Source organism: Rathayibacter sp. VKM Ac-2857, from assembly GCF_013205025.1.
GTDB lineage: Bacteria > Actinomycetota > Actinomycetes > Actinomycetales > Microbacteriaceae > Rathayibacter.
The window spans coordinates 578,404-597,645 of record NZ_JABMLE010000002.1 but is presented as its reverse complement, the minus strand read 5'-3'; the positions used below and the strand labels follow the sequence as shown (position 1 = coordinate 597,645).

The following is a 19,242-nucleotide window of genomic DNA, read 5'->3' as shown; positions in this document are numbered from 1 at the left end:
CACGTCCAGCGGGTCCACGTACACTCGTCTGCGGTAGTCGAACGCTGCCAGGATTCAGAGCGCCCGAGAGGGTCGCGACGGGCCCTGAGAGGTTCGCTTCCTCCTCGGATGCTCGCAACGGCATCCATAGGGCGGTGGCTCAATTGGTAGAGCAGCGGTCTCCAAAACCGCAGGTTGCAGGTTCGAGCCCTGTCCGCCCTGCACATCGATGCCCGTCGCACGCGGTCCCCGCGATGCAGCGGTCATCGGTCCAGGACCGCCCACGGGCGGTCGGCCACACCGGAGGTTCCGGTGCGGGAAAGGTGCGTGCAGGTGGCCGGGAAAGCAGTCGACGAGCCGAGCGAGGACGTCGTCGCGATCGCCAATCAGCAGCGCGAGGCGCGGCGCAGTCCGTTCGCGCGCATCGCCCTCTTCATCCGGCAGGTCATCGCCGAGCTGAAGAAGGTCGTCACTCCGACGCGGAAGGAACTCGGCAACTACGTCGTCGTGGTCCTGATCTTCGTCGTGATCATGATGGCGCTGGTGTCGCTGCTGGACTGGGTGTTCGCGCTCGCCGTGACCTACGTGTTCGGCACACCGGCGGCCTGACCCCCGCCACCCGACCCGGGAGCGTCCCGTCCGCACGAGCGGAGGACGCCGACGGCAGCGGTACGCGATCCCCGTCGGGACGCGGCCGATCGATCGAGAGAGAGTTACGAGTGTCTGACAGAAACCGCGACGACGTCGACTGGGCCACCGCCGCCGAGCAGTCGTCCGAGGTCGACGAGGTTCAGGAGGGCGACACCCAGGCCCAGGCTGAGGACGCCGTCGAGCCCGCCGAGGAGGGCGCGCTGAGCGTCATCGACGAGAACGAGTCCGAGGACGACCTCGCGTCGGACCTCGAGGCCGCGCTCGACGCGATCGGCTCGGTCGACGACCCCGAGGCCGACTCGGCCGTCGACGAGGCCGCGCACATCGACACCGTCGAGGAGGCCGAAGCGGCCCTCGAGGCCGTCGAGGACGAGGCCGAGGTCGCCGCGGAGGACGCGGAGGCCGAGGGCGAGGACCTCGCCGACATCGACCCGTACGAGGCGTTCCGCGCCGAGCTGCGCGGCAAGATGGGCAAGTGGTACGTCATCCACTCCTACGCCGGCTTCGAGAAGCGCGTGAAGTCCAACATCGAGAACCGCAAGGTCTCGCTCGAGGCCGAGGACTACATCTTCGAGGTCCAGGTCCCGATGGAGGACGTGGTCGAGATCAAGAACGGCCAGCGCAAGATGGTCACCCGCGTGCGCATCCCCGGCTATGTGCTGGTGCGCATGGACCTCAACGAGGACTCGTGGTCGGTCGTCCGCCACACCCCGGGCGTCACCGGCTTCGTGGGCAACGCCCACAACCCGACGCCGCTGCGCTTCGAGGAGGCCTTCACGATGCTGAAGAGCCTGGTCGAGATCAAGGAGGTCGCGCCGTCCAAGACGGCCGGCGTCAAGGGCCAGAAGCAGACGCAGCGCGTCCTGCCCGCCGAGGTCGACTTCGAGATCGGCGAGACCATCACGATCAAGGAGGGCTCGTTCGCGGGTCTTCCCGGCTCGATCAGCGAGATCAAGCCCGAGAGCGGCAAGCTCACGGTGCTGGTGTCGCTCTTCGAGCGCGAGACCCCGGTCGAGCTGTCGTTCGACCAGGTCACCAAGCTCTGACGACGGACCCCGTCCGGCCGAGGCCCTTCCCGCACTGTCGGGGAGGGCCTCCGCCGTGTAAGCTCGTACGGGTTTTCGTGTCGGTGCCCGTCCGCGTGCGCGCCGACCGACCCTCCTCCACCGCGATCCGGCTCCGCCGGGTGCGCGGGAGAGCGGCCGGGAGCCCCCGACCACTCGAACCCTGAGAAAAGGAATCCTGAATGGCCCCCAAGAAGAAGGTCACCGGCCTGATCAAGCTCCAGATCAAGGCGGGCGCCGCGAACCCGGCCCCCCCGATCGGTCCGGCGCTCGGTCAGCACGGCGTCAACATCATGGAGTTCTGCAAGGCGTACAACGCGCAGACCGAGTCGCAGCGCGGCAACGTCATCCCCGTCGAGATCACCGTCTACGAGGACCGCTCGTTCACCTTCATCCTGAAGACCCCGCCCGCGGCGGAGCTCATCAAGAAGGCCGCCGGCGTCGCCAAGGGCTCGTCGACCCCGCACACCGTGAAGGTCGCCAAGCTCACCATGGCGCAGGTCCGCGAGATCGCCGAGGCGAAGCAGGCCGACCTGAACGCGAACGACATCGAGGCCGCCTCGAAGATCATCGCCGGAACGGCCCGCTCGATGGGCATCACGGTCGAGGGCTAGTCCCTCCGCCTTTCCAGAACTCACACCGTGGGAGAGCCCGCCAGGCTCTAGAACCACATTCTCGTTTCAAGGAGAAACAACATGGCACAGAAGTCGAAGGCCTACCGGGCCGCCGCCGCCAAGCTCGAAGAGGGCAAGTTCTACACCGCCGACGAGGCCGTCGCGCTCGCGCGCGAGACCGGCTCCGCGAAGTTCAACAGCACCGTCGAGGTCGCGCTCAAGCTCGGGGTCGACCCGCGCAAGGCCGACCAGATGGTCCGCGGCACGGTCATCCTGCCGCACGGCACGGGCAAGACCGCCCGCGTCATCGTGTTCGCGACCGGTCCGGCCGCTGAGGCCGCGATCGCCGCGGGCGCCGACGAGGTCGGCGGCGCCGAGCTCATCGAGAAGGTCGCCGGCGGCTACACCTCGTTCGACTCCGCCGTCTCGACGCCGGAGCTCATGGGCCAGGTCGGCCGTCTCGGAAAGGTGCTCGGCCCCCGCGGCCTCATGCCCAACCCGAAGACCGGCACCGTGACCCCGGACGTGGCGCGCGCCGTGACCGAGATCAAGGGCGGAAAGATCGAGTTCCGCGTCGACAAGCACGCGAACGTGCACCTCGTCGTCGGCAAGGCCGCCTTCACGGAGGAGCAGCTCCAGGAGAACTTCAAGACGGCTCTCGACGAGATCGTCCGCCTGAAGCCGTCCTCCTCGAAGGGCCGCTACATCCAGAAGGCCGCCGTCTCGACGACCTTCGGCCCCGGCATCCCGCTGGACGTCAACATCCTGGCCTGAGCCTCGGCTCGGTACTGAGCTGCGCACGCAGTGACGGGAGGGGATCCGCTTCGGCGGGTCCCCTCCTTCGTCGTTCCGGGGGAGCCGCGCGCGCCGGGCATACTGAACGGCGTGTCCGACTCCCTGCCCCCGAGCACCGACCCCGTGACCGTCCGCCGAGCCTCGGCCGCCGACGCCGAGGAGGTCGCCGCGGTCGCCGCCGCGACCTTCCCGCTCGCCTGCCCTCCGCACGTCACCGAGGAGGCGAAGGCGGACTTCATCCGCACCGTGCTCTCGGTCGAGCGGTTCCGCGGCTACCTCGCCGATCCGGGTCGCGTGCTGTTCCTGGCGGAGGACGACTCCGGCGCGCTCGGCTACACGATGCTCGTGCGGGGCGAGCCGGCCGACGCCGATGCGGCCGCGGCCGTGCGCCTCCGGCCGACCCTCGAGCTCAACAAGTGCTACACGCTGCCCGACCGGCACGGGTCCGGCGTCGCGGCCCGCCTGATGGCCGCCGCCCTCGACGAGGGGCGTGCGGGAGGTGCGCAGAGCGTCTGGCTCGGCGTCAGCCAGCTGAACGAGCGCGCGCAGCGCTTCTACGCCAAGCACGGCTTCGAGGTCGTCGGCACCAAGCGCTTCCCGCTCGGCGGCGGCTTCGAGGAGGACTTCGTCCTCGAGCGCCCGCTGCCCTGACCCCCTGATCCCCGCCGCGAGACGCCACTTGTGCACGCCCGACACGGCGTGTCGCGTGCACAAGTGGCATCTCGCGGGAGGGGAGGGGTCAGCCCTCGGCGACCGTGAGGACGACCTTGCCGCGGGTGTGGCCGGTCTCGAGCTGCGCGTGCGCGGCGCCGGCGGCGGCGAGGGGGAAGACGCCGTCGATGAAGACGCGGACGTCGCCGGACTCCAGCAGGCGCGAGACGACGCCGAGGGTCGCGCCGTCGGGGGCGACCCGGAAGGTGGAGGCGCGGACTCCCGCGGCCGCCGCCTCCTCGAAGAACTCCGGCCAGCTGCCGGTGGGGGCGTTCACGATCAGCCCGCCGGGGCGCAGCACCGTCAGCGAGCGGGAGCCGGTGCTGTCGTGCACGTTGCCGACGAGGTCGATCACCACGTCGACGCCGTGCAGCAGCTCGTCGAAGCGCTCGGTCGTGTGGTCGATCACCTGGTCCGCCCCGAGCTCGCGCAGCCATTGCAGGTTGCGGGTCGAGCCGGTCGCGATCACCGAGGCGCCGAAGTAGGCCGCGAACTGCACCGCGAAGTGCCCGACGCCTCCGGAGCCGGCGTGGATGAGGATCCGCTGGCCCTCGTGCGCCTTCGCCAGCTCGACGACCATGCCCCAGGCGGTCAGCGCGGCGAGCGGGACTCCCGCGGCCTCGACGTGCGAGAGCGTCGACGGCTTCCGGGCCAGCGAGACGCTCGGGACGGTGACGTACTCGGCGTAGGAGCCGGAGTAGCGCGGCACCATCACGAAGCCGTAGACCTCGTCGCCGGGGCGCAGCGGGTGCGCCGGGTAGGGGCTCGAGACGACGATGCCGGAGAAGTCGTGGCCGAGCACCGCCGGGTAGGAGGGGATCTGCGCGGCGACCCCGCGGCCCGCGCGCGTCTTCGCGTCGAGCGGGTTCACTCCCGCCGCGATCACCTTCACGGCGAACTCGGCGTTGATCGCGGTCGGCGTGGGCACCGTCGCCAGGTGGAGGACCGAGCAGTCGCCCGGGGCGTCGATGACCGCCGCCGTCATCGTGTCGGGGAGCACCACCTCCTCCGGGATGTCGCCGATCGCGAGGCCGTGGCCGAGCGCGCTGTTGTGCATCATCGCCCTTTCCTGATCCGACGCCGGTGGTCCTTCGAGCAGGCGGCAGGAGGCTGTCCGCCCCGACCGGCCCCGCTTCCGCGCGCCGCGTTCAGTCAAGCCCGGTAATGAGTCCGGGCTGTTTCGGCGGTGTCACCCCTCGGAGAAGAAAGCCTCTCTGTCCCCCGTACGGGAGGGAAGGGTGCCCGGGTCGTTGCCGGGTGGCGCTCCAGGTGCGGTCTGGCACGATGAGGAGGTGCGACGACGAGCGAACGGCCCCCTTCTCGTGGTCGGTGCGCTCCTGGTCCTCGCGGGGCTCGCCCTGCTGCTGGCCGCGCGGTTCAGCATCGGGACGAGCCGCTGGGTCTACGTCAGCGAGATGGGCGCCCCGGACCTGCCGACGGCGGGGACGTTCCGCATCGCGCTGCTGCTGGTCGCGGCCGGTGGTGTCGCCATCGCGGTCGGGGCGCGAGCGGTGCGGACGCGGCTGCTGCCCGGCTTCCGGCCGGCGCTGGCGATCCTCCTCGCGGCCCTCTGCTTCGCGCTCGCGTCGCAGGTGACCTGCACGGCGGGCTGCCCGCTGCCGGTCGGACCGAGGTTCAGCTGGCAGGACCTGATCCACACCTCGGCCGCGGTCCTCGGCTTCTCGGCGGCGTGCCTGGCGATGCTGCAGCTCGCGACGGCGCGGGAGCGGCCGGGGGTCGCCCGGCTGTCGCTGGTCGCGGGCATCGCGGTCGCCCTGGTCGCCGGCACCGGTGCGATCTTCTCGCTGCTGCGACTCTGGCTGGGCGTCGGCGGGACGCTCGAATTCGTCGCGACGGCGATCGCCGTCCTGTGGCTGGCCGTCGTCGGGCTCGTCCTCGCTGGCGAGGAGTTCAAGGGTGGGCTCGCCGGCGAGGAGTTCAAGGGTGGGCTCGCGGGCGAGGAGATCAGCGGCCGAGCCACTCCCGGACGTGGCCGCGGATCCGCTCCTGCTGCTGCGCCAGACCGGCGTCCCGCGACGGGACCCGCTCGAGGTTTGCGTCCGGAAGAGCCCTAGCCCACTGCTCGGCGACCGCGACCGGGTGCACCGGGTCGCGGTCGGCGGCGATGACGAGCGTGCGCGCGATGACCTCGCCGAGTTCGGCGGAGTCGCGGTAGGCGGCGTTGCGCGGGATCTCGGCCAGGCGGACCGCCCGCTCCTGCGCCTGCGGCGAGCGGAACTGCAGGCAGAGCGCCTCCGCCGACGCGGGCGACACCTGGGCCGCGCGCTCGAAGAGTCCGGAGGCGCGGAAGAGCCGCTCGCCGCGCTTGGCGCCGTGGTCGTGCAGCAGCTGCGCGATGACGGGGAAGACCGAGAGGTTGTCCGGCAGCGGCTCCGCGGTGAAGGCGGGGCGGACGAACACCGCGCGGTCGATCGGCAGGACCTTCCGGCTGGCGAGGCGCAGGGCGATCGCGGCGCCCATCGAGATGCCGAGGACGGTGAGCGGCTTGTGCGCGGCTCCGGCCCGGATCACCTGCTCGGTCACCTCGTCGGCCAGGGCGTCGAGGGAGAAGTCGGCGGCGCCGCCGATCAGCTCGGAGGAGCCGTGGGCGCGGACGTCCGGCGCGAGGACCTCGGTGCCGGCCGGCAGCGCCGCGCGCAGGAGGCCGAGCGGCTGGGAGCGGTCGCCGCCCAGGCCGTGCAGGAGCAGGGCGGTCATCTCCGGCCCGCGCGGGTTCTCTCGTGCAGCTCGGCCATCAGCATGCCGGCGAGGCGGACCAGCACGTGGATCTCGTCCTCGTCGCGGTCGACCCAGCGGAACTCGGGGACGGCGTCGATCGGCACGAAGTCGCGGTGCTGCTCCCAGACGACGAGGGTGCGCTCGGCGCCGAGCACGTACTGCTGCCAGAAGACCTGGCGCAGGTAGTGGCGCGGGATGCTGCGCCACTGCTTGGAGGTCGTCTTGATCTCGCAGAGCTCGAGGCGGCCGTCCTCGCGCAGGCCGATGCCGTCGGGAGTGGCCAGGTGGCGGCGCTCCTGGCTCGCGTGGAAGAGGGTGCTGCTCGGCTCGATCGCGTGCTCACGGAGCACCCAGGCGGCGATCTCCGGCTCGCGCGCGCGGCCGTGGTCGGTGAAGGCGTTGCCGCTGAAGCTCGAGCCGTAGAGCTTGTCGAGCGCGGCGCGGTCGATCGCCGCGGGAGAGGAGAGGCGCGCGACGTCGGTCGCGGTGATACCCCGCGAGCGGGCGCGCAGCCAGGCGACGCGGTCGGAGGAGTCGGCCACGATCCGGCGGAGGTGCGGCGGCTTCGCGTCCACGAAGACGGGTTGCGTCTCCCAGGGGAACGAGAGCTGCAGATCGGGCACCGATTCATTCTCTGCCTCCGGGGCCGTCCTGCCCAACCGGCACGCCGTCGTCGAGGGGAGGTCGGCGCGGGCGCGCGGCGGAATCAGGCGCCGAGGAAGGCGTCGACCCGGGCGGGGGAGAGCAGGTGGCGGCGGACCATCAGGGCGGCGCCGCGGACGCCGCCGCCGGTGTCGCCGGAGGCCTGCACGATGTCGAGGGCGCGGGTCGCCAGGGGGAGGGAGCGGCGGTAGACCACCTCGCGGACGCCGGCGAGGACCTCGTGGCTCGCCTCCGCGATGCTGCCGCCGATGACGATGACGGAGGGGTTGAGCAGGTTGACGCAGGTCGCCAGCACCTCGCCGAGGTCGCGGCCGGCCGCGCGGGTGAGCTCGACCGTCGTCGGCTCGCCCGCGGTGAGCAGGGCGACGACGTCGGAGGTCCTGGCGACCGGGAGGCCGGCGGCGGTGTGCAGGCCCGCGGCGGTGAGGCGGCGGGCGATGGCCGAGCCGCTCGCGATCGCCTCGAGGTCGGCCTCGCCGCGGTCGCCGGGCACCTGCACGTGACCGAGATCGCCGGCCGCGCCGAGGGCCCCGCGCTGCAGGGCACCGCCGCTGACGATGCCCGCGCCGATGCCGGTCGACACCTTCACGTAGAGGAGGTCGTCGACGTCGGCGTAGTGGGCGGCGTGCTCGCCGAGGGCGAGGAGGTTGACGTCGTTGTCGACGAGGACGGGCACGGGGAGGCGGCGCGCGACGTGCTCGGGGATGTCGAAGCGGTCCCAGCCGGGCATGATCGGCGGCTTCACCGGGCGGCCGGTGGCGTGCTCGACCGGGCCGGGGACGCCCACGCCGACGCCCGCCAGCGGACCGGCGGACGGGGCCTCCTCGAGTAGTGCGACGCCGACGTCGAGCGCGTGGCCGAGGACGATCTGCGGGCCATCGGCGATCGTGATCGCCTCGCGTCGCTCCGCCAGCACGCGGCCGTCGAGGTCGGTGAGGGCGACGGTGGCGTGCGCGGCGCCGAAGTCGATGACGAGGAGGCTGCGCGCGCGGACGTCGAAGGCGACGCGGCCGGCCGGGCGACCGCCGGAGGAGGGGGCGTCGTCGCGGCGCGCGACGAGTCCGGTGGCGATCAGCGCGTCGAGCTGGGCGGAGACGGCGGCCCGCGGCAGGCCGGTCTCGGTGACGACGTCGCCCCGGGTGCGCGCCGCTCCGTCGGACAGCAGGAGCAGCAGCTCGCCCACCGCGCTGATCGAGGAGCGACGACGCGGGGACATGGCTGGAGTCAACCACAGGCAGCGCGTCTTCTGCGCGCCGGGAGCGCGCTTTCCCGCGCCAGTCGACGGGGTTTTGCTTGGCTGGACGCAAAAGTCCGCGTAGGGTCGGACAACCAACGTTCGACGTCGATCAGGAGCACCCCCCGGTGGCCACACCCCCAGACCTCTCCGTCCAGCTCTACTCGGTCCGCGATGCGCTCGCCGCCGACCTCCCCGCGGCGCTGGACCGGCTCGCCGGACTCGGCTTCGCGAAGGTCGAGCTGTTCGACCTCGTGAACCGCGCGGACGCCTACCGCTCCGCGCTCCCGAATGCCGGCCTCACGGCGCCGAGTGCGCACGCCCGCCTCCTCGAGGAGGGAGCGCCGGTCGAGGAGATCCTCGACCTCGCCGCCTCGCTCGGCGTGCAGACCGTGATCGATCCGATGGTCGACCCGGAGCGCTGGACGAGTGCCGACGGCGTGACGGCGATCGCCGACGAGCTCAACGCGCTCGTCGACTCCGCCGCCTCGCGCGGGCTGGTGCTCGGCTACCACAACCACGCCTTCGAGTTCGAGAACCGCGTCGACGGCCGCAGCGCCTTCGAGCACCTCGCGGGCCTGCTCGACCCGCGCGTCGTCCTCGAGCTGGACACCTACTGGGCCGCGGTCGGCGGTGACGACCCGGTCGAGGTGCTCGGCCGCCTCGGCGACCGCGTGCGGTTCCTGCACGTCAAGGACGGGCCGATCTCGAAGGAGACGTCCGAGCAGCTGCCCGCGGGCGAGGGAGCGATGGACGTCCCGGCGATCCTCGCCGCCGCTCCGCAGGCCCTGGCCGTCCTCGAGTTCGACGCCTACGCGGGCGACGTCTTCGAGGGCCTCGCCTCCGCCCGCCGCTACGTCTCGGAGCTCGGCGCATGAGCGGCGCGGGGCGCGTCGGCGTCGGCGTCATCGGCGCCGGCAACATCAGCACGCAGTACCTGACCAACCTCACCGTCTTCCCCGACCTCGAGGTCCTCTTCGTCGCCGACATCGACCTCGACCGCGCGCAGGCGCAGGCCGAGGCGTTCGGCGTGCCGGCCTCGGGCACTGTGGACGAGCTGCTCGCGCACCCCGGCATCGAGATCGTCGTGAACCTCACGATCCCGGCCGCGCACGTCGAGGTGGCGCGCAAGGCCGTCGAGGCGGGCAAGCACGTCTGGACAGAGAAGCCGTTCTCGCTCGACCGCGACAGCGGCGTCGAGCTGCTCGCCCTCGCGAAGGAGAAGGGACTGCGCGTCGCCACGGCGCCCGACACCTTCCTCGGCGCCGGCCTGCAGACCGCGCAGCGCATCATCGAGAGCGGAGCCATCGGCACGCCGCTCTCGGCGATCACCCTCTTCCAGGGCCCCGGCCCCGAGGGCTGGCACCCGAATCCCGAGTTCTTCTTCACCACCGGCGGCGGTCCGCTGCTGGACATGGGGCCGTACTACATCACGACCCTCGTGCAGAACCTCGGCCCGGTCGAGAGCGTCACCGCGGTCTCGTCGCAGGCGCGGGCGACCCGCACGGTCGGCTCCGGCCCGCGCGAGGGCACCGAGTTCCCCGTGACGATCCCGACGCACATCGGCGGGCTCCTGCGCTTCGAGTCGGGCGCCTCGGCGCAGGGCGTCTGGAGCTTCGAGTCGAGCATGCTGCGGATGGGCTTCGTCGAGATCAACGGCTCGGAGGGCACCCTCGTGCTGCCCGACCCGAACATGCACGACGGCGAGCTGACGCTGTACCGGCGCGGCGAGCCCGAGCCCGAGGTCATCCCGGCCACCGGCTCGACCGCCTCGCGCGGCACCGGCGTGCTCGAGCTCGCCCGCGCGATCCGGGCGGACCGCCCCGAGGCGGCGTCGGGCGACCTGGCGTACCACGTGACCGACGTGATGCTGTCGCTGCTGGAGGCCGCCGAGACCGGCGAGAAGGTGCTCGTCGAGAGCACCGTCGTGCCTCGGCCCGCTCTGCCCGAGGACTGGGACCCGAGCGAAGCGACGCTCGTCTGATGGGCGGACCCCTGCGGGTCGGCGTGCTCGGCGGCGGGTTCATGGCCGCCGTGCACAGCCGCGCGGCCCGCAGTGCGGGCGCGGTGCTCGCGGGCATCGCCTCCTCCAGTCCCGCGAAGGGCGAGCGGGCGGCCGGCGAGCTCGGCTTCGAGGTCGCCTACGACCACGCGCGCGCGCTGATCGAGGACGACTCGATCGACGTCGTGCACGTCTGCACGCCGAACGGGACGCACGCCGAGCTCGCCCTCGCGGCGATCGCGGCGGGCAAGCACGTGGTCTGCGAGAAGCCGCTCGCGGCGACGACGGCGGAGGCGAGCGCGCTCGTCGAGGCCGCCGCGGAGGCCGGAGTGGTCGCCACGGTGCCGTTCGCCTACCGGTTCCACCCGATGGTGCGCGAGGCGCGGGCGAGGGTCGCGGCCGGCGAGACCGGGCGGCTCGTCACGGTTCGTGGCAGCTACCTGCAGGACTGGCTGCTCGGCGCCTCCGACGACAACTGGCGCGTCGATCCGGCGGCGGGCGGGCGCTCGCGCGCCTTCGCCGACATCGGCTCGCACCTGGTCGACCTGCTCGAGTTCGTGACCGGCGAGCGGATCGCGGCGCTCGCCTCGCTCACGAGCACCGTGCACGCCGAGCGCGGCGGCCGTCGGGTCGAGACGGAGGACGCGGCCGGGGTGATCGTCCGCCTCGAGGGCGGCGCCGTCGGCACGCTGCTCGTCTCGCAGGTCACCGCGGGGCACCGCAACGAGCTCGTGATCGAGGTGTCGGGGCTCGAGGAGTCGCTGCGGTTCGAGCAGGAGCTGCCGGAGACGCTGTGGGTCGGGCGGCGCGACAGCGCGGTGCTGGTCCCGCGCGACGGGTCGATCCTCCGCCCCGATGCGGCGCGGCTCTCGATCGTGCCGAGCGGGCATCCGATGGGCTACCAGGACGCGTTCACCGCGTTCGCGCGGGACACCTACGCGGCCGTCGCAGGCGCGGACGTCGAGGGTCTGCCGACCTTCGCCGACGGCCTGCGCGCCGCGCGCATCACGGACGCCGTGCTCGACGCGTCGGCGGCCGGCGCCTGGGTGGACGTGCCGGCCTAGCCGCCTCCGCGAGATGCCACTTGTGCACGCTTTTCACGGCGTGTCGCGTGCACAAGTGGCATCTCGCGGGAGGGATCAGGCGGACTCGGCGTCCTTGGCGGCGCGCTCGGCCTTGAGGCGGGCCTGCTCGCGGCGGACCTCGGCGTAGGAGTTCTGCTCGACGCGGAGCCACTCGGGGACCTCGTCGAGGAGGGCCTGGATCTGCTCGGTGGTCAGCGCCTCGTCGATGCCGCCGCGGGCCAGGCCCGAGATCGAGACGTTGAGGCGCGAGGCGATGACGGGGCGCGGGTGCGGGCCGGTCTCGCGGAGCTTCGTCAGCCACTCGGGCGGGTTCGCGACGAGGTCGTCGTACTGCTCGCGGGTGATCGCCGACTCCTGGAACTCCTCCGGAGTCGCAGGGAGGAAGATCTGGAGCTTCTTCGCCGCGGTCGCAGCCTTCATCGTCTGTGTCGCCTTGGCCATGCGGCAACCCTACCGGTGGGCGCGCAGGACCTACCCTGGACGGATGAGCGACGAGCCGGACCCCCGCGAGCAGCCGGCAGACCGCGAGGACGCGGTCGGCCTGGACGACGGGGCCGATGCCGCTGAGACGGACCTCGAGACGCCGGAGCCGGGCGACGCCGAGCCCGAGGGCCCGGCACTGCTGGTCGCGCTCGTGCCCGGCGTCACGCCGACCAAGTGGACCCGCGTCTGGTCCGAGCGCCGCCCCGACCTGCGGCTGCGGGTGCTCCTGATCGCCGAGAGCGAGCAGGAGGAGGTGCTGCGCGACGGCCGTGCGCAGCTGGTCTTCGTGCGCGGGGACGTGCGCAGCGACTCCGTCAGCTCGATCCTGCTCTACGAGGAGCAGCCCGTCGCGATCCTGGCCCGCGACCACGCCTTCGCGGACGCCGAGGAGATGGACGTCGCCGACCTCGCGGACGAGCACCTGCTCCAGGAGCCGGAGGCGGTGCCGGAGTGGGCGGCGCTCGCCGCGGAGATCGTGGACGGGACCCGCCGGGCGCTGCCGCGGATGGCCGGCCTCGACGACGCCGTCGAGCAGGTCGCGGCCGGGGTCGGTGTGCTGATCGTGCCGCAGTCGGTCGCCCGCGTGCACAGCCGGAAGGACGTGCGGGTCGTTCCCGTCACCGGCGTCGCGCCCACCAGCATCCGCCTCGCCTGGGCGACCGAGGACAAGACCGACGACCTCGAGGACTTCATCGGCGTGGTCCGCGGCCGCAGCGCGAACACCACGCGCGGCACGGCGGCGACTCCGAGGGTCGAGTCGCGCGCGAAGGTGGCGAAGGCGAAGGCCCGCGAGGCGCGGGAGAAGGCCGAGAAGGCCGGCGGCGGGAAGAAGAAGCCCGCGCGGCCCGGCGGGACCGCGCGGCCGGCGGTGCGGCGGACCCGGAAGCCCCGTGGGCGCTGAACCGGTCGGGATTCCGCGTTGGAGTCTTCGGGCGGGGACGCTCGAGGACGCCGGGGTGATCGCCGAGCTGCGCGCCGTCGTGATGCGGCCGGATCTCGCCCGGCTCGACCGCTACGACGAGCACCGGGTGCGTCACCGGTTCCTGGACGGCTACCGGCCCGAGCACACCCGCGTGATCGAGGTGGACGGCGAGCTCGTCGGCTGCATCGCGTCGCGCCTCGAGGACGACGCGGTCTGGATCGAGCACTTCTACCTCGCGACCGCCGCGCAGGGGCGCGGTATCGGGGCGGCTGTTCTCCGGCGGGTGATGCTCGAGGACGGGCGCGCCGACCGGCCGTTCCGCCTCGACGTGCTGCGGGGGAGCGGCGCCCGCCGGCTCTACGAGCGGCACGGCTTCCGCTGGGAGCGGCCGGAGGGGGAGTGGGACGAGATCCTCGTCGCGCCGCCGCTCGCCGCTGCGGCGGGCTGACCTCGACTCCGGGACGGCTCCGGGCAGCTCCGGCTCGTCCGCGGGCACCTCCGGCACGTCCGCGGGCACGTCCGGCACGTCGGAACGGCTCCGGCTCGCGCGAATCGCGACTCCGGAGCACCTCCGGCTCGCGGAACCGGCTCCGGCTCGCCGGAATCGGCCGTTCCGACGAGCCTGAGGCGTTTCTGCGTGCCGGAGGTCCGCCGGTGGGTGCGCTCCCGGCTCGCGGGGCTAGGGTGCGCAGATGCCCACGAGCGACGAGACCTGGACCCTGGCCGACCACGATGTACCGGTGTACTGCAGCGGGGAGGGCGCGCGCGTCCTGATCCTGATCCACGAGGTGTGGGGGGTCGACGGCCACATCCGCTCGGTCGCCGATCGCTACGCGGCCGAGGGCTTCCGGGTCGTCGCGCCCGAGCTGCTCGCCGACAGCGGGCTGCTCGAGCAGCTGGAGACCGAGCAGCGTGCCGACTACGACCACCCGGTGCGCCGGCTGCCGCGCCAGGTGGAGCTGCGGACGTTCTTCGCCCCCGTGTTCACGCCGCAGCACGCGGTGCGGACGATCGCGATCCTCCGGGCGCTGGTCGAGCGGCTCCTGCGCGAGGAGGGGACGACGAGCGTCTCCGTCACGGGCTTCTGCTACGGAGGGACCTTCAGCTGGGCGCTCGCGCTGGCGGAGCCGCGCGTGAGCGCCGCGGTGCCGTTCTACGGGCACAACACCGCGTCGGCTGAGGAGCTGGGCTCGCTGCGGGTTCCGGTGCTCGCGTTCTATGGCGACCAGGACGCGCCGCTGATGGCGCAGGTCCCCGGGATCCGCGAGGCGACCGCGGGCAAGGACGTGGAGATCGTCGTGTATCCGGGGGCGGGGCACGCGTTCTTCAACGACGCGAACGAGGGCATGTACCGGGCGGACGCGGCGACCGATGCGTGGCCGCGGGCGCTGGCGTTCCTGCGGGAGCACGCGGGCTGAGCCGGGGCCTCAGCGGGAGGCGCGCGGCCGGCTGCGGAGCAGGCGGTTTTTTGCTGGTCGAGTAGCGCGCAGCGCGTATCGAGACCCGCTGTTCGAACGGTGGTGGATCTCGATACGCCCGCTGCGCGGGCTACTCGATCAGCATGCAGGAGGGGCGTTTCGCCTGCCTTGCTGGTCGAGTGCCGGCGGTGATGGATCTCGATACGCCCTCTGCGCGGGCTCCTCGATCAGCATGCGTCAGGCGACGTCGCGGACGTGGCCGTTCTTGAGGTGGAGGCGGCGCTGGGCGCGGCGGGCGACGGCGGAGTCGTGCGTGACGATGACGAGGGTGATGCCGAGATCCTTCCAGAGGGTCTCGAGCAGGGTCATGATGTCGTCGCGGGTGTCCTCGTCGAGGGCGCCGGTCGGCTCGTCGGCGAGGAGCACCGTCGGGTTCTTGACCAGCGCGCGGGCGATCGCGACCCGCTGCTGCTGACCGCCGGAGAGCTCGGCGGGCAGGTGGTCGAGGCGGTCGGCGAGGCCGACCGAGGCGAGCGCCGCCTTCGCCCGCTCGGCCCGCTCTGCCCGCGGGATGCGCTGCGGAGCGAGGGCCGTCTCGACGTTCTCGAGCGCGGTGAGCGTCGGGATCAGGTTGAAGCTCTGGAAGACGATCCCCACCTCCCGAGCCCGGATCGCGGCGAGGCGCGCGTCGCCAGCCGAGGAGATCTCGTGCTCACCGAGGACGACGGTGCCCGAGGTGGGCCGGTCGAGCGCACCGAGCATCTGCAGCAGCGTCGACTTGCCGCCGCCGGTCGGTCCCTGGATCGCGACCATCTGCCCGTCCGGGATGGTGAGGGTGACGTCCTTCAGCGCGGTGACCTTCGTCTTCGCTCCGTCGTAGCTCTTGGTGACGTTCGTGAGGGTGTACATGCGGGTGTCCTTCCGGGGACGAGGGGACGAGGAGTCGAGGGGGTCAGCCGACCGAGCGGAGCGCCGCGGCCGGGCGCAGGCGCGAGGCGCGCCAGCCGCCGAGGGCTCCGGCCAGCAGCCCGCCGAGGACGGCGAGGCCGACCGCGAGCAGGATCACCGGCACGGTGACGGGGAGCGAGAGCGCCACCTCGGTGGCCGCGGCGATCTGCGCGGCGCCGGGGCCGCCTCCGCCGAAGCCGCCGCCGGGGCCGCCCGCCCCCATGGCGGAGGTGCTGGCGGAGGTGCCCGAGAGCGTGGGCGCGATCAGGTTGACGATCAGGACGCCGACGAGCCCGAGGACGATGCCCGCGGCGCCGCCGATCAGCCCCTGGACGACGGACTCGCCGGCCACCTGGCGGACGATCGCGCCGTTGCTCCAGCCGATGGCCTTGAGCGTGCCGAACTCGCGGGTGCGCCGGGTGACGCCCGAGACGGTGAACAGGATCGCGATCAGGAACGCGGCGGCGAGGACCAGCAGCGAGAGCCAGGTGCCGAGGTTCGCGACCAGGTCGCCCGCGGTGGAGAGCGAGCCGGAGACGCTCGAGGCGAGGTCGGCCTGCGTCGAGACGGTCGCGTCGGGCAGCGCGGTCTGCAGCGCGGTCTGGATCGAGGAGATGTCCTCGGAGGAGGCGGCCTGGACGTAGACGGAGGAGATCAGGCCCGCCTGGCCGGAGAGGGTCTGGGCGACGTCGAGAGGGATGTAGGTGTCGGAGGCGGTGCTCGCGTCGGTGGAGTCGGTCGTGACGATGCCGATCACGCTGAAGTCGGTGCCGCCGATGTCGACGGTCGAGCCGACGGACAGCGCGGCCGTGGTCGCGTAGGAGGAGTCGACGACGACGACGTTCTGGCCCGCGTCGTCCGCGGTGAAGGTGCGGCCGTCGGTGAGGCTCACGTCGGCCAGGGGGCCGATCGCCGAGCCGGCCGGGTCGAGGCCGAGCACCGAGAAGGAGTCGACGCCGAACGAGGAGCCGCCCGCGCCGTCCGGGCCGCCCGTGGGCGCCTCGCCGGCGGCCGGAGCGGTGCCCGCCGCTCCCTGACCCGCGGTAGCGCCGGTGCCGCCCTGCTGGGCGGAGTCGGGCAGCTGCCCGCTGAAGGTCGTGTTGTTCAGCGCGAGCACGCCGATGGCGGCGGAGACGTCGGTCACGCCCTGCGCGGTCGTGACGGCCGACGCGTCGAAGGTCGTCGTGCCGCGGTCGGCCTCGAGGCGGGACTGGCTGACGGAGGTGGTGCCGTCGTCGGACGTGCCGTCGGTGGAGCCGAAGTCGAAGCGCTGGCCGGGGGCCTCGCCCTCCGTCGGTGCGACGGCTGCCTGGGTGACGGTGATGTCGGTGCCGACGCCGTAGACGGACTCGAGGACGGAGGCCTGGGCGCTGCGGACGCCGGCGGAGAACGAGGTGACGAGGATCACGAGGGCGATGGCGAGCGCCATCCCGGCAGCGATGATCATCGTCTGCCGGCGGCGGTTGGTCAGCTCTCGCCGGAGATAGGTGGCGAACATGGCGTCCTTCGGTCGGGGAGGCCGGGCGGTGGGGTCCGCTCGACGTGCCGACAGTAGGAACGCACGCTATGCGCGGCGTCTCGGCCGTCTATGAGTCGCCGATGAGCGTCGCCGGGCCTGCCGTGTGCCGTGGAGTGCCGCCGCCGGTCAGCGCCGCTCCGCGCCGGGGCGGAGGAGGCCGCTGACCAGCTCGAAGGTCCGCTCCGGCGCCTCCAGGTGCAGGTCGTGGTGCACGCCGGGCACGCGCCGCACGCCCCAGCCCGCCGCCTCGAGCCGGTCGACGACGGCATCGGGCAGCACGGCGGGCGAGTCGTCGGAGAGGACGAGGACCGACGGCACGGCCGGAGCGCCGACCGCGACCGGGTGGAAGGCGACGTCGCGGAAGACGCCGATCGCCATCGAGGCGTCGAAGCGGCCGCGCGCGTCGTCGAGCGAGGCGCGGATCTCGGGCGGGTAGCCGCGGCGCACCGCCGCCCCCTTGCGGGCCTGCACCAGACCGGCGACGCCCATCGTGAGCTGCGGAACGGCCCAGAACAGCCGGCCGGCGACTCCGCTGGTCGGCAGCGCGAGTGCGAAGCCGGGATCGAGGTAGACCGCCTGCGCGGGGCGGAGGCGCGGCACCGCCCGCACCAGCACCGCGCCGCCGAGGGAGTGCCCGACGACGCCGTCGAGGCCCGCCGGCAGCGTCTCGACGAGGTCGTCGGCGAAGTCGTCGAGGCGGTAGGCGGAGGCCCGGTCGCTGCGGCCGTGCCCGCGGAGGTCGACCGTGGTGACGGTGTACTCGCCGGTGGCGACCAGCCGGTCGACGAGCGGCGCCCAGGTCGCTCCGTCGGCGCCGAGGCCGTGGACGAGGGCCAGCCGGCGCTCGCCGTCTCCGGTCGTCGTGGTGTGCAGTCGCATCGGTCCGTCTTTCTCGAGGGGCGGGCAGGGGTCGGGCGGCGGCGGGCGCAGGACGGCCCCGGGACCCCGCCGCGGGTCCCAGGGCCGTGCCGGTCAGCGGACCGACTTGATCGGGATCACCGCGAGCGCACCGAGCACCACGAACACGATGCCCGAGACGAACAGCACCGAATAGCCCCCGGTGAGCGACACGAGTCCGGCCGCGATCGAGGGGCTGAGCGCCTGCGGGAGGGTCGTGGCGAGGCCCAGGATCGCGAGGTCACGGCCCGCGGTGCTGGCGCCCGAGGTCATCGAGACGGGCAGCACCTCGGTCATCAGGGCGAGGTCGATCGAGATGTAGGCGCCGAAGCCGAGGCCGAGCAGGAAGCTGTAGATCAGGATGCCGGTGGTGGTCGGCAGCACGAGCGGGACGGCGAGGCCGATCGCCATGATCACCGAGGCCCAGACGATGAAGGGCTTGCGGCGCCCGATCCGGTCGGACAGAACTCCGCTGGTGAGGGCGGAGATCAGCACGCCGAGCAGGAGGACGATGCCGATCTGGGCGGCGAAGCCGTTGGACGCCTCGTCGCTCAGCCCGATGTAGTCGCGCAGGATGTACAGCCCGAAGGTCTGCGCACCGTAGAAGCCGATGACCATGAGGAAGCGCGCGGCGAAGGCCCAGGCGAAGTCGGGGTGCTTGCGGGGGTCGACCCAGAAGCCGCGGAGGAACTCGCCGAGGGTCTGGCGGGGCGCGGCGACGTCGTCGCGGCTGGAGCGGTCGGGGTTGACCACGACGAAGAGCGCGACGATCACGAGCAGGACCACGGCGAGGACGACGTAGGGCAGGGCGCCCGAGCCGACCGTGGAGCCGGCGATGACGGCGCCGGCCGCGTTGCCGACGGTGATGCCGAGGCCGATCATGCCGGAGACGCCGCCGCGCTTGGCCGCGGGGAAGCGGTCGGGCACGAGGGCGGTCGCGGCGGCCTGCAGGGCGTTGAGGCCGAGCTGGACGACGAGCCAGATCACGGCGACCATGACCACCGAGCTCGCCAGCGGCAGGCCGAGGACGAAGCCGGCGGCGAGCAGCGCCCCGCCGATCATCCAGGGGGAGCGTCGGCCGAAGCGCGAGCGGGTCGCGTCCGACAGCGCGCCGGCGATGGGCTGGGCGAAGACGTTGGCGAGGAAGGCGACCGTGGTGACGATCGCGAGGTTGCCGATCTTGTTCGCCGCGTCGAGGTCGGCGACGAGGTTCGGGATGAGGATGCCGAGCCCGCCCGAGTTGATCGCGAGGATCGCGACGTAGACGAGCGCGAGGCCGACCGAGAGCCGGCGCAGCCGGAGCGGTCCGGTGAGGACGGGCGGGGTGCCGGCGACGGCGGCGGGGCCGGCGCTGCCGGGCGTCGGGGCGACGTCGGAGAGGCCGTGATCGGGGTGGGGAACGACGTTGTTCATGGGGAGCTCCTGAGCTGGGGGCGGCGGTGCCGCTCGGGGACGCTCCACTCTCGGTCCTGGCCGCCCCCGCCGACAATGGACGGACCTTCCACTCTCGAGCCGCAG

General features: G+C 72.9%; 21 protein-coding genes and 1 tRNA gene. 13 read left to right on the top strand and 9 right to left on the bottom strand.

Features of this window, described 5'->3' with window-relative positions; translation table 11 throughout:
• The first annotated feature begins 128 nt into the window (after window positions 1-128).
• The 6 genes from HQQ86_RS10110 to HQQ86_RS10085 all read left to right on the top strand — a co-directional run bounded on the left by HQQ86_RS10110 (window position 129) and on the right by HQQ86_RS10085 (window position 3,754).
• Window positions 129-201, top strand: a tRNA-Trp gene (locus HQQ86_RS10110).
• Window positions 202-312: 111 nt separating this feature from the next.
• Window positions 313-588 (top strand): preprotein translocase subunit SecE, encoded by a 276-nt coding sequence (gene secE / locus HQQ86_RS10105; protein ID WP_160090618.1) that lies wholly within the window; start codon window positions 313-315, stop codon window positions 586-588.
• Window positions 589-698: 110 nt separating this feature from the next.
• The gene (nusG, locus tag HQQ86_RS22025; protein WP_173287970.1) at window positions 699-1,676 is read left to right on the top strand and encodes a transcription termination/antitermination protein NusG; all 978 of its coding nucleotides are present in this window, start codon (window positions 699-701) and stop codon (window positions 1,674-1,676) included.
• A gap of 200 nt (window positions 1,677-1,876) precedes the next feature.
• A complete protein-coding gene (gene rplK, locus HQQ86_RS10095; RefSeq protein ID WP_123737387.1) occupies window positions 1,877-2,308 on the top strand; it encodes a 50S ribosomal protein L11 in 432 nt (143 codons plus the stop codon).
• Between the two features lie 81 nt (window positions 2,309-2,389).
• Entirely contained in the window at window positions 2,390-3,082 is a 693-nt protein-coding gene (gene rplA / locus HQQ86_RS10090) for a 50S ribosomal protein L1 (protein ID WP_173287969.1), read from the top strand.
• Between the two features lie 111 nt (window positions 3,083-3,193).
• Entirely contained in the window at window positions 3,194-3,754 is a 561-nt protein-coding gene (locus HQQ86_RS10085; RefSeq protein WP_367948613.1) for a GNAT family N-acetyltransferase, read from the top strand.
• Between the two features lie 88 nt (window positions 3,755-3,842).
• Here HQQ86_RS10085 and HQQ86_RS10080 read toward each other — a convergent pair whose 3' ends face one another.
• Window positions 3,843-4,799: an NADP-dependent oxidoreductase gene (locus HQQ86_RS10080; protein ID WP_173288761.1), complete on the bottom strand. Its 957-nt coding sequence runs from the start codon at window positions 4,797-4,799 to the stop codon at window positions 3,843-3,845.
• Window positions 4,800-5,106: 307 nt separating this feature from the next.
• Between HQQ86_RS10080 and HQQ86_RS10075 the strand changes: the two genes are divergently transcribed.
• Window positions 5,107-5,889, top strand: a complete 783-nt coding sequence (locus tag HQQ86_RS10075; protein ID WP_173287968.1) for a DUF998 domain-containing protein — start codon at window positions 5,107-5,109, stop codon at window positions 5,887-5,889.
• On the opposite strand, the gene HQQ86_RS10070 is transcribed toward HQQ86_RS10075, so the two are convergent.
• The 3 genes from HQQ86_RS10070 to HQQ86_RS10060 form a co-directional block, all read right to left on the bottom strand.
• Window positions 5,780-6,532, bottom strand: a complete 753-nt coding sequence (locus HQQ86_RS10070) for an alpha/beta fold hydrolase (protein ID WP_173287967.1) — start codon at window positions 6,530-6,532, stop codon at window positions 5,780-5,782. The two genes, HQQ86_RS10075 and HQQ86_RS10070, sit on opposite strands and share 110 nt — an antisense overlap.
• A complete protein-coding gene (locus HQQ86_RS10065; protein ID WP_173288760.1) occupies window positions 6,529-7,128 on the bottom strand; it encodes a YqaJ viral recombinase family protein in 600 nt (199 codons plus the stop codon). Before HQQ86_RS10065 ends, HQQ86_RS10070 begins: the two co-directional genes overlap by 4 nt.
• Window positions 7,129-7,259: 131 nt before the next feature.
• Window positions 7,260-8,432, bottom strand: coding sequence for an ROK family protein (locus tag HQQ86_RS10060; protein WP_173287966.1), 1,173 nt, complete (start codon window positions 8,430-8,432; stop codon window positions 7,260-7,262).
• A 146-nt stretch (window positions 8,433-8,578) separates the two neighbouring features.
• Here HQQ86_RS10060 and HQQ86_RS10055 point away from each other — a divergent pair, with 146 nt between their 5' ends.
• From HQQ86_RS10055 to HQQ86_RS10045, 3 genes are read left to right on the top strand one after another with little or no spacing between them, the layout of a single operon-like run.
• Window positions 8,579-9,328, top strand: a complete 750-nt coding sequence (locus tag HQQ86_RS10055; protein ID WP_173287965.1) for a sugar phosphate isomerase/epimerase — start codon at window positions 8,579-8,581, stop codon at window positions 9,326-9,328.
• On the top strand, window positions 9,325-10,434 hold the full coding sequence (locus tag HQQ86_RS10050; protein WP_173287964.1) for a Gfo/Idh/MocA family protein: 1,110 nt from the start codon (window positions 9,325-9,327) through the stop codon (window positions 10,432-10,434). The genes HQQ86_RS10055 and HQQ86_RS10050 overlap by 4 nt, the downstream gene beginning before the upstream one ends.
• Complete coding sequence (locus tag HQQ86_RS10045; protein ID WP_173287963.1) at window positions 10,434-11,516, top strand: Gfo/Idh/MocA family protein; 1,083 nt, start codon at window positions 10,434-10,436, stop codon at window positions 11,514-11,516. Before HQQ86_RS10050 ends, HQQ86_RS10045 begins: the two co-directional genes overlap by 1 nt.
• A 75-nt stretch (window positions 11,517-11,591) precedes the next feature.
• Here HQQ86_RS10045 and HQQ86_RS10040 read toward each other — a convergent pair whose 3' ends face one another.
• Window positions 11,592-11,978 carry a DUF5997 family protein gene (locus tag HQQ86_RS10040; protein WP_173287962.1) on the bottom strand — a complete coding sequence of 129 codons (387 nt, stop codon included), beginning with the start codon at window positions 11,976-11,978 and terminating at the stop codon, window positions 11,592-11,594.
• A 43-nt stretch (window positions 11,979-12,021) separates the two neighbouring features.
• Here HQQ86_RS10040 and HQQ86_RS10035 point away from each other — a divergent pair, with 43 nt between their 5' ends.
• The 3 genes from HQQ86_RS10035 to HQQ86_RS10025 all read left to right on the top strand — a co-directional run bounded on the left by HQQ86_RS10035 (window position 12,022) and on the right by HQQ86_RS10025 (window position 14,360).
• Window positions 12,022-12,921: a LysR substrate-binding domain-containing protein gene (locus HQQ86_RS10035; RefSeq protein WP_173287961.1), complete on the top strand. Its 900-nt coding sequence runs from the start codon at window positions 12,022-12,024 to the stop codon at window positions 12,919-12,921.
• A gap of 55 nt (window positions 12,922-12,976) precedes the next feature.
• A complete protein-coding gene (locus HQQ86_RS10030) occupies window positions 12,977-13,390 on the top strand; it encodes a GNAT family N-acetyltransferase (protein ID WP_367948612.1) in 414 nt (137 codons plus the stop codon).
• 244 nt (window positions 13,391-13,634) lie between these two features.
• On the top strand, window positions 13,635-14,360 hold the full coding sequence (locus HQQ86_RS10025) for a dienelactone hydrolase family protein (protein ID WP_173287960.1): 726 nt from the start codon (window positions 13,635-13,637) through the stop codon (window positions 14,358-14,360).
• 237 nt (window positions 14,361-14,597) lie between these two features.
• On the opposite strand, the gene HQQ86_RS10020 is transcribed toward HQQ86_RS10025, so the two are convergent.
• From HQQ86_RS10020 to HQQ86_RS10005, 4 genes are all read right to left on the bottom strand, one after another.
• Complete coding sequence (locus tag HQQ86_RS10020) at window positions 14,598-15,269, bottom strand: ABC transporter ATP-binding protein (protein WP_173287959.1); 672 nt, start codon at window positions 15,267-15,269, stop codon at window positions 14,598-14,600.
• 43 nt (window positions 15,270-15,312) lie between these two features.
• Window positions 15,313-16,806 carry an ABC transporter permease gene (locus HQQ86_RS10015; protein ID WP_173287958.1) on the bottom strand — a complete coding sequence of 498 codons (1,494 nt, stop codon included), beginning with the start codon at window positions 16,804-16,806 and terminating at the stop codon, window positions 15,313-15,315.
• 147 nt (window positions 16,807-16,953) lie between these two features.
• Window positions 16,954-17,706 carry an alpha/beta fold hydrolase gene (locus HQQ86_RS10010; RefSeq protein ID WP_173287957.1) on the bottom strand — a complete coding sequence of 251 codons (753 nt, stop codon included), beginning with the start codon at window positions 17,704-17,706 and terminating at the stop codon, window positions 16,954-16,956.
• A gap of 93 nt (window positions 17,707-17,799) precedes the next feature.
• Window positions 17,800-19,137, bottom strand: coding sequence for an MFS transporter (locus HQQ86_RS10005; protein WP_173287956.1), 1,338 nt, complete (start codon window positions 19,135-19,137; stop codon window positions 17,800-17,802).
• Between the last annotated feature and the right edge of the window lie 105 nt (window positions 19,138-19,242).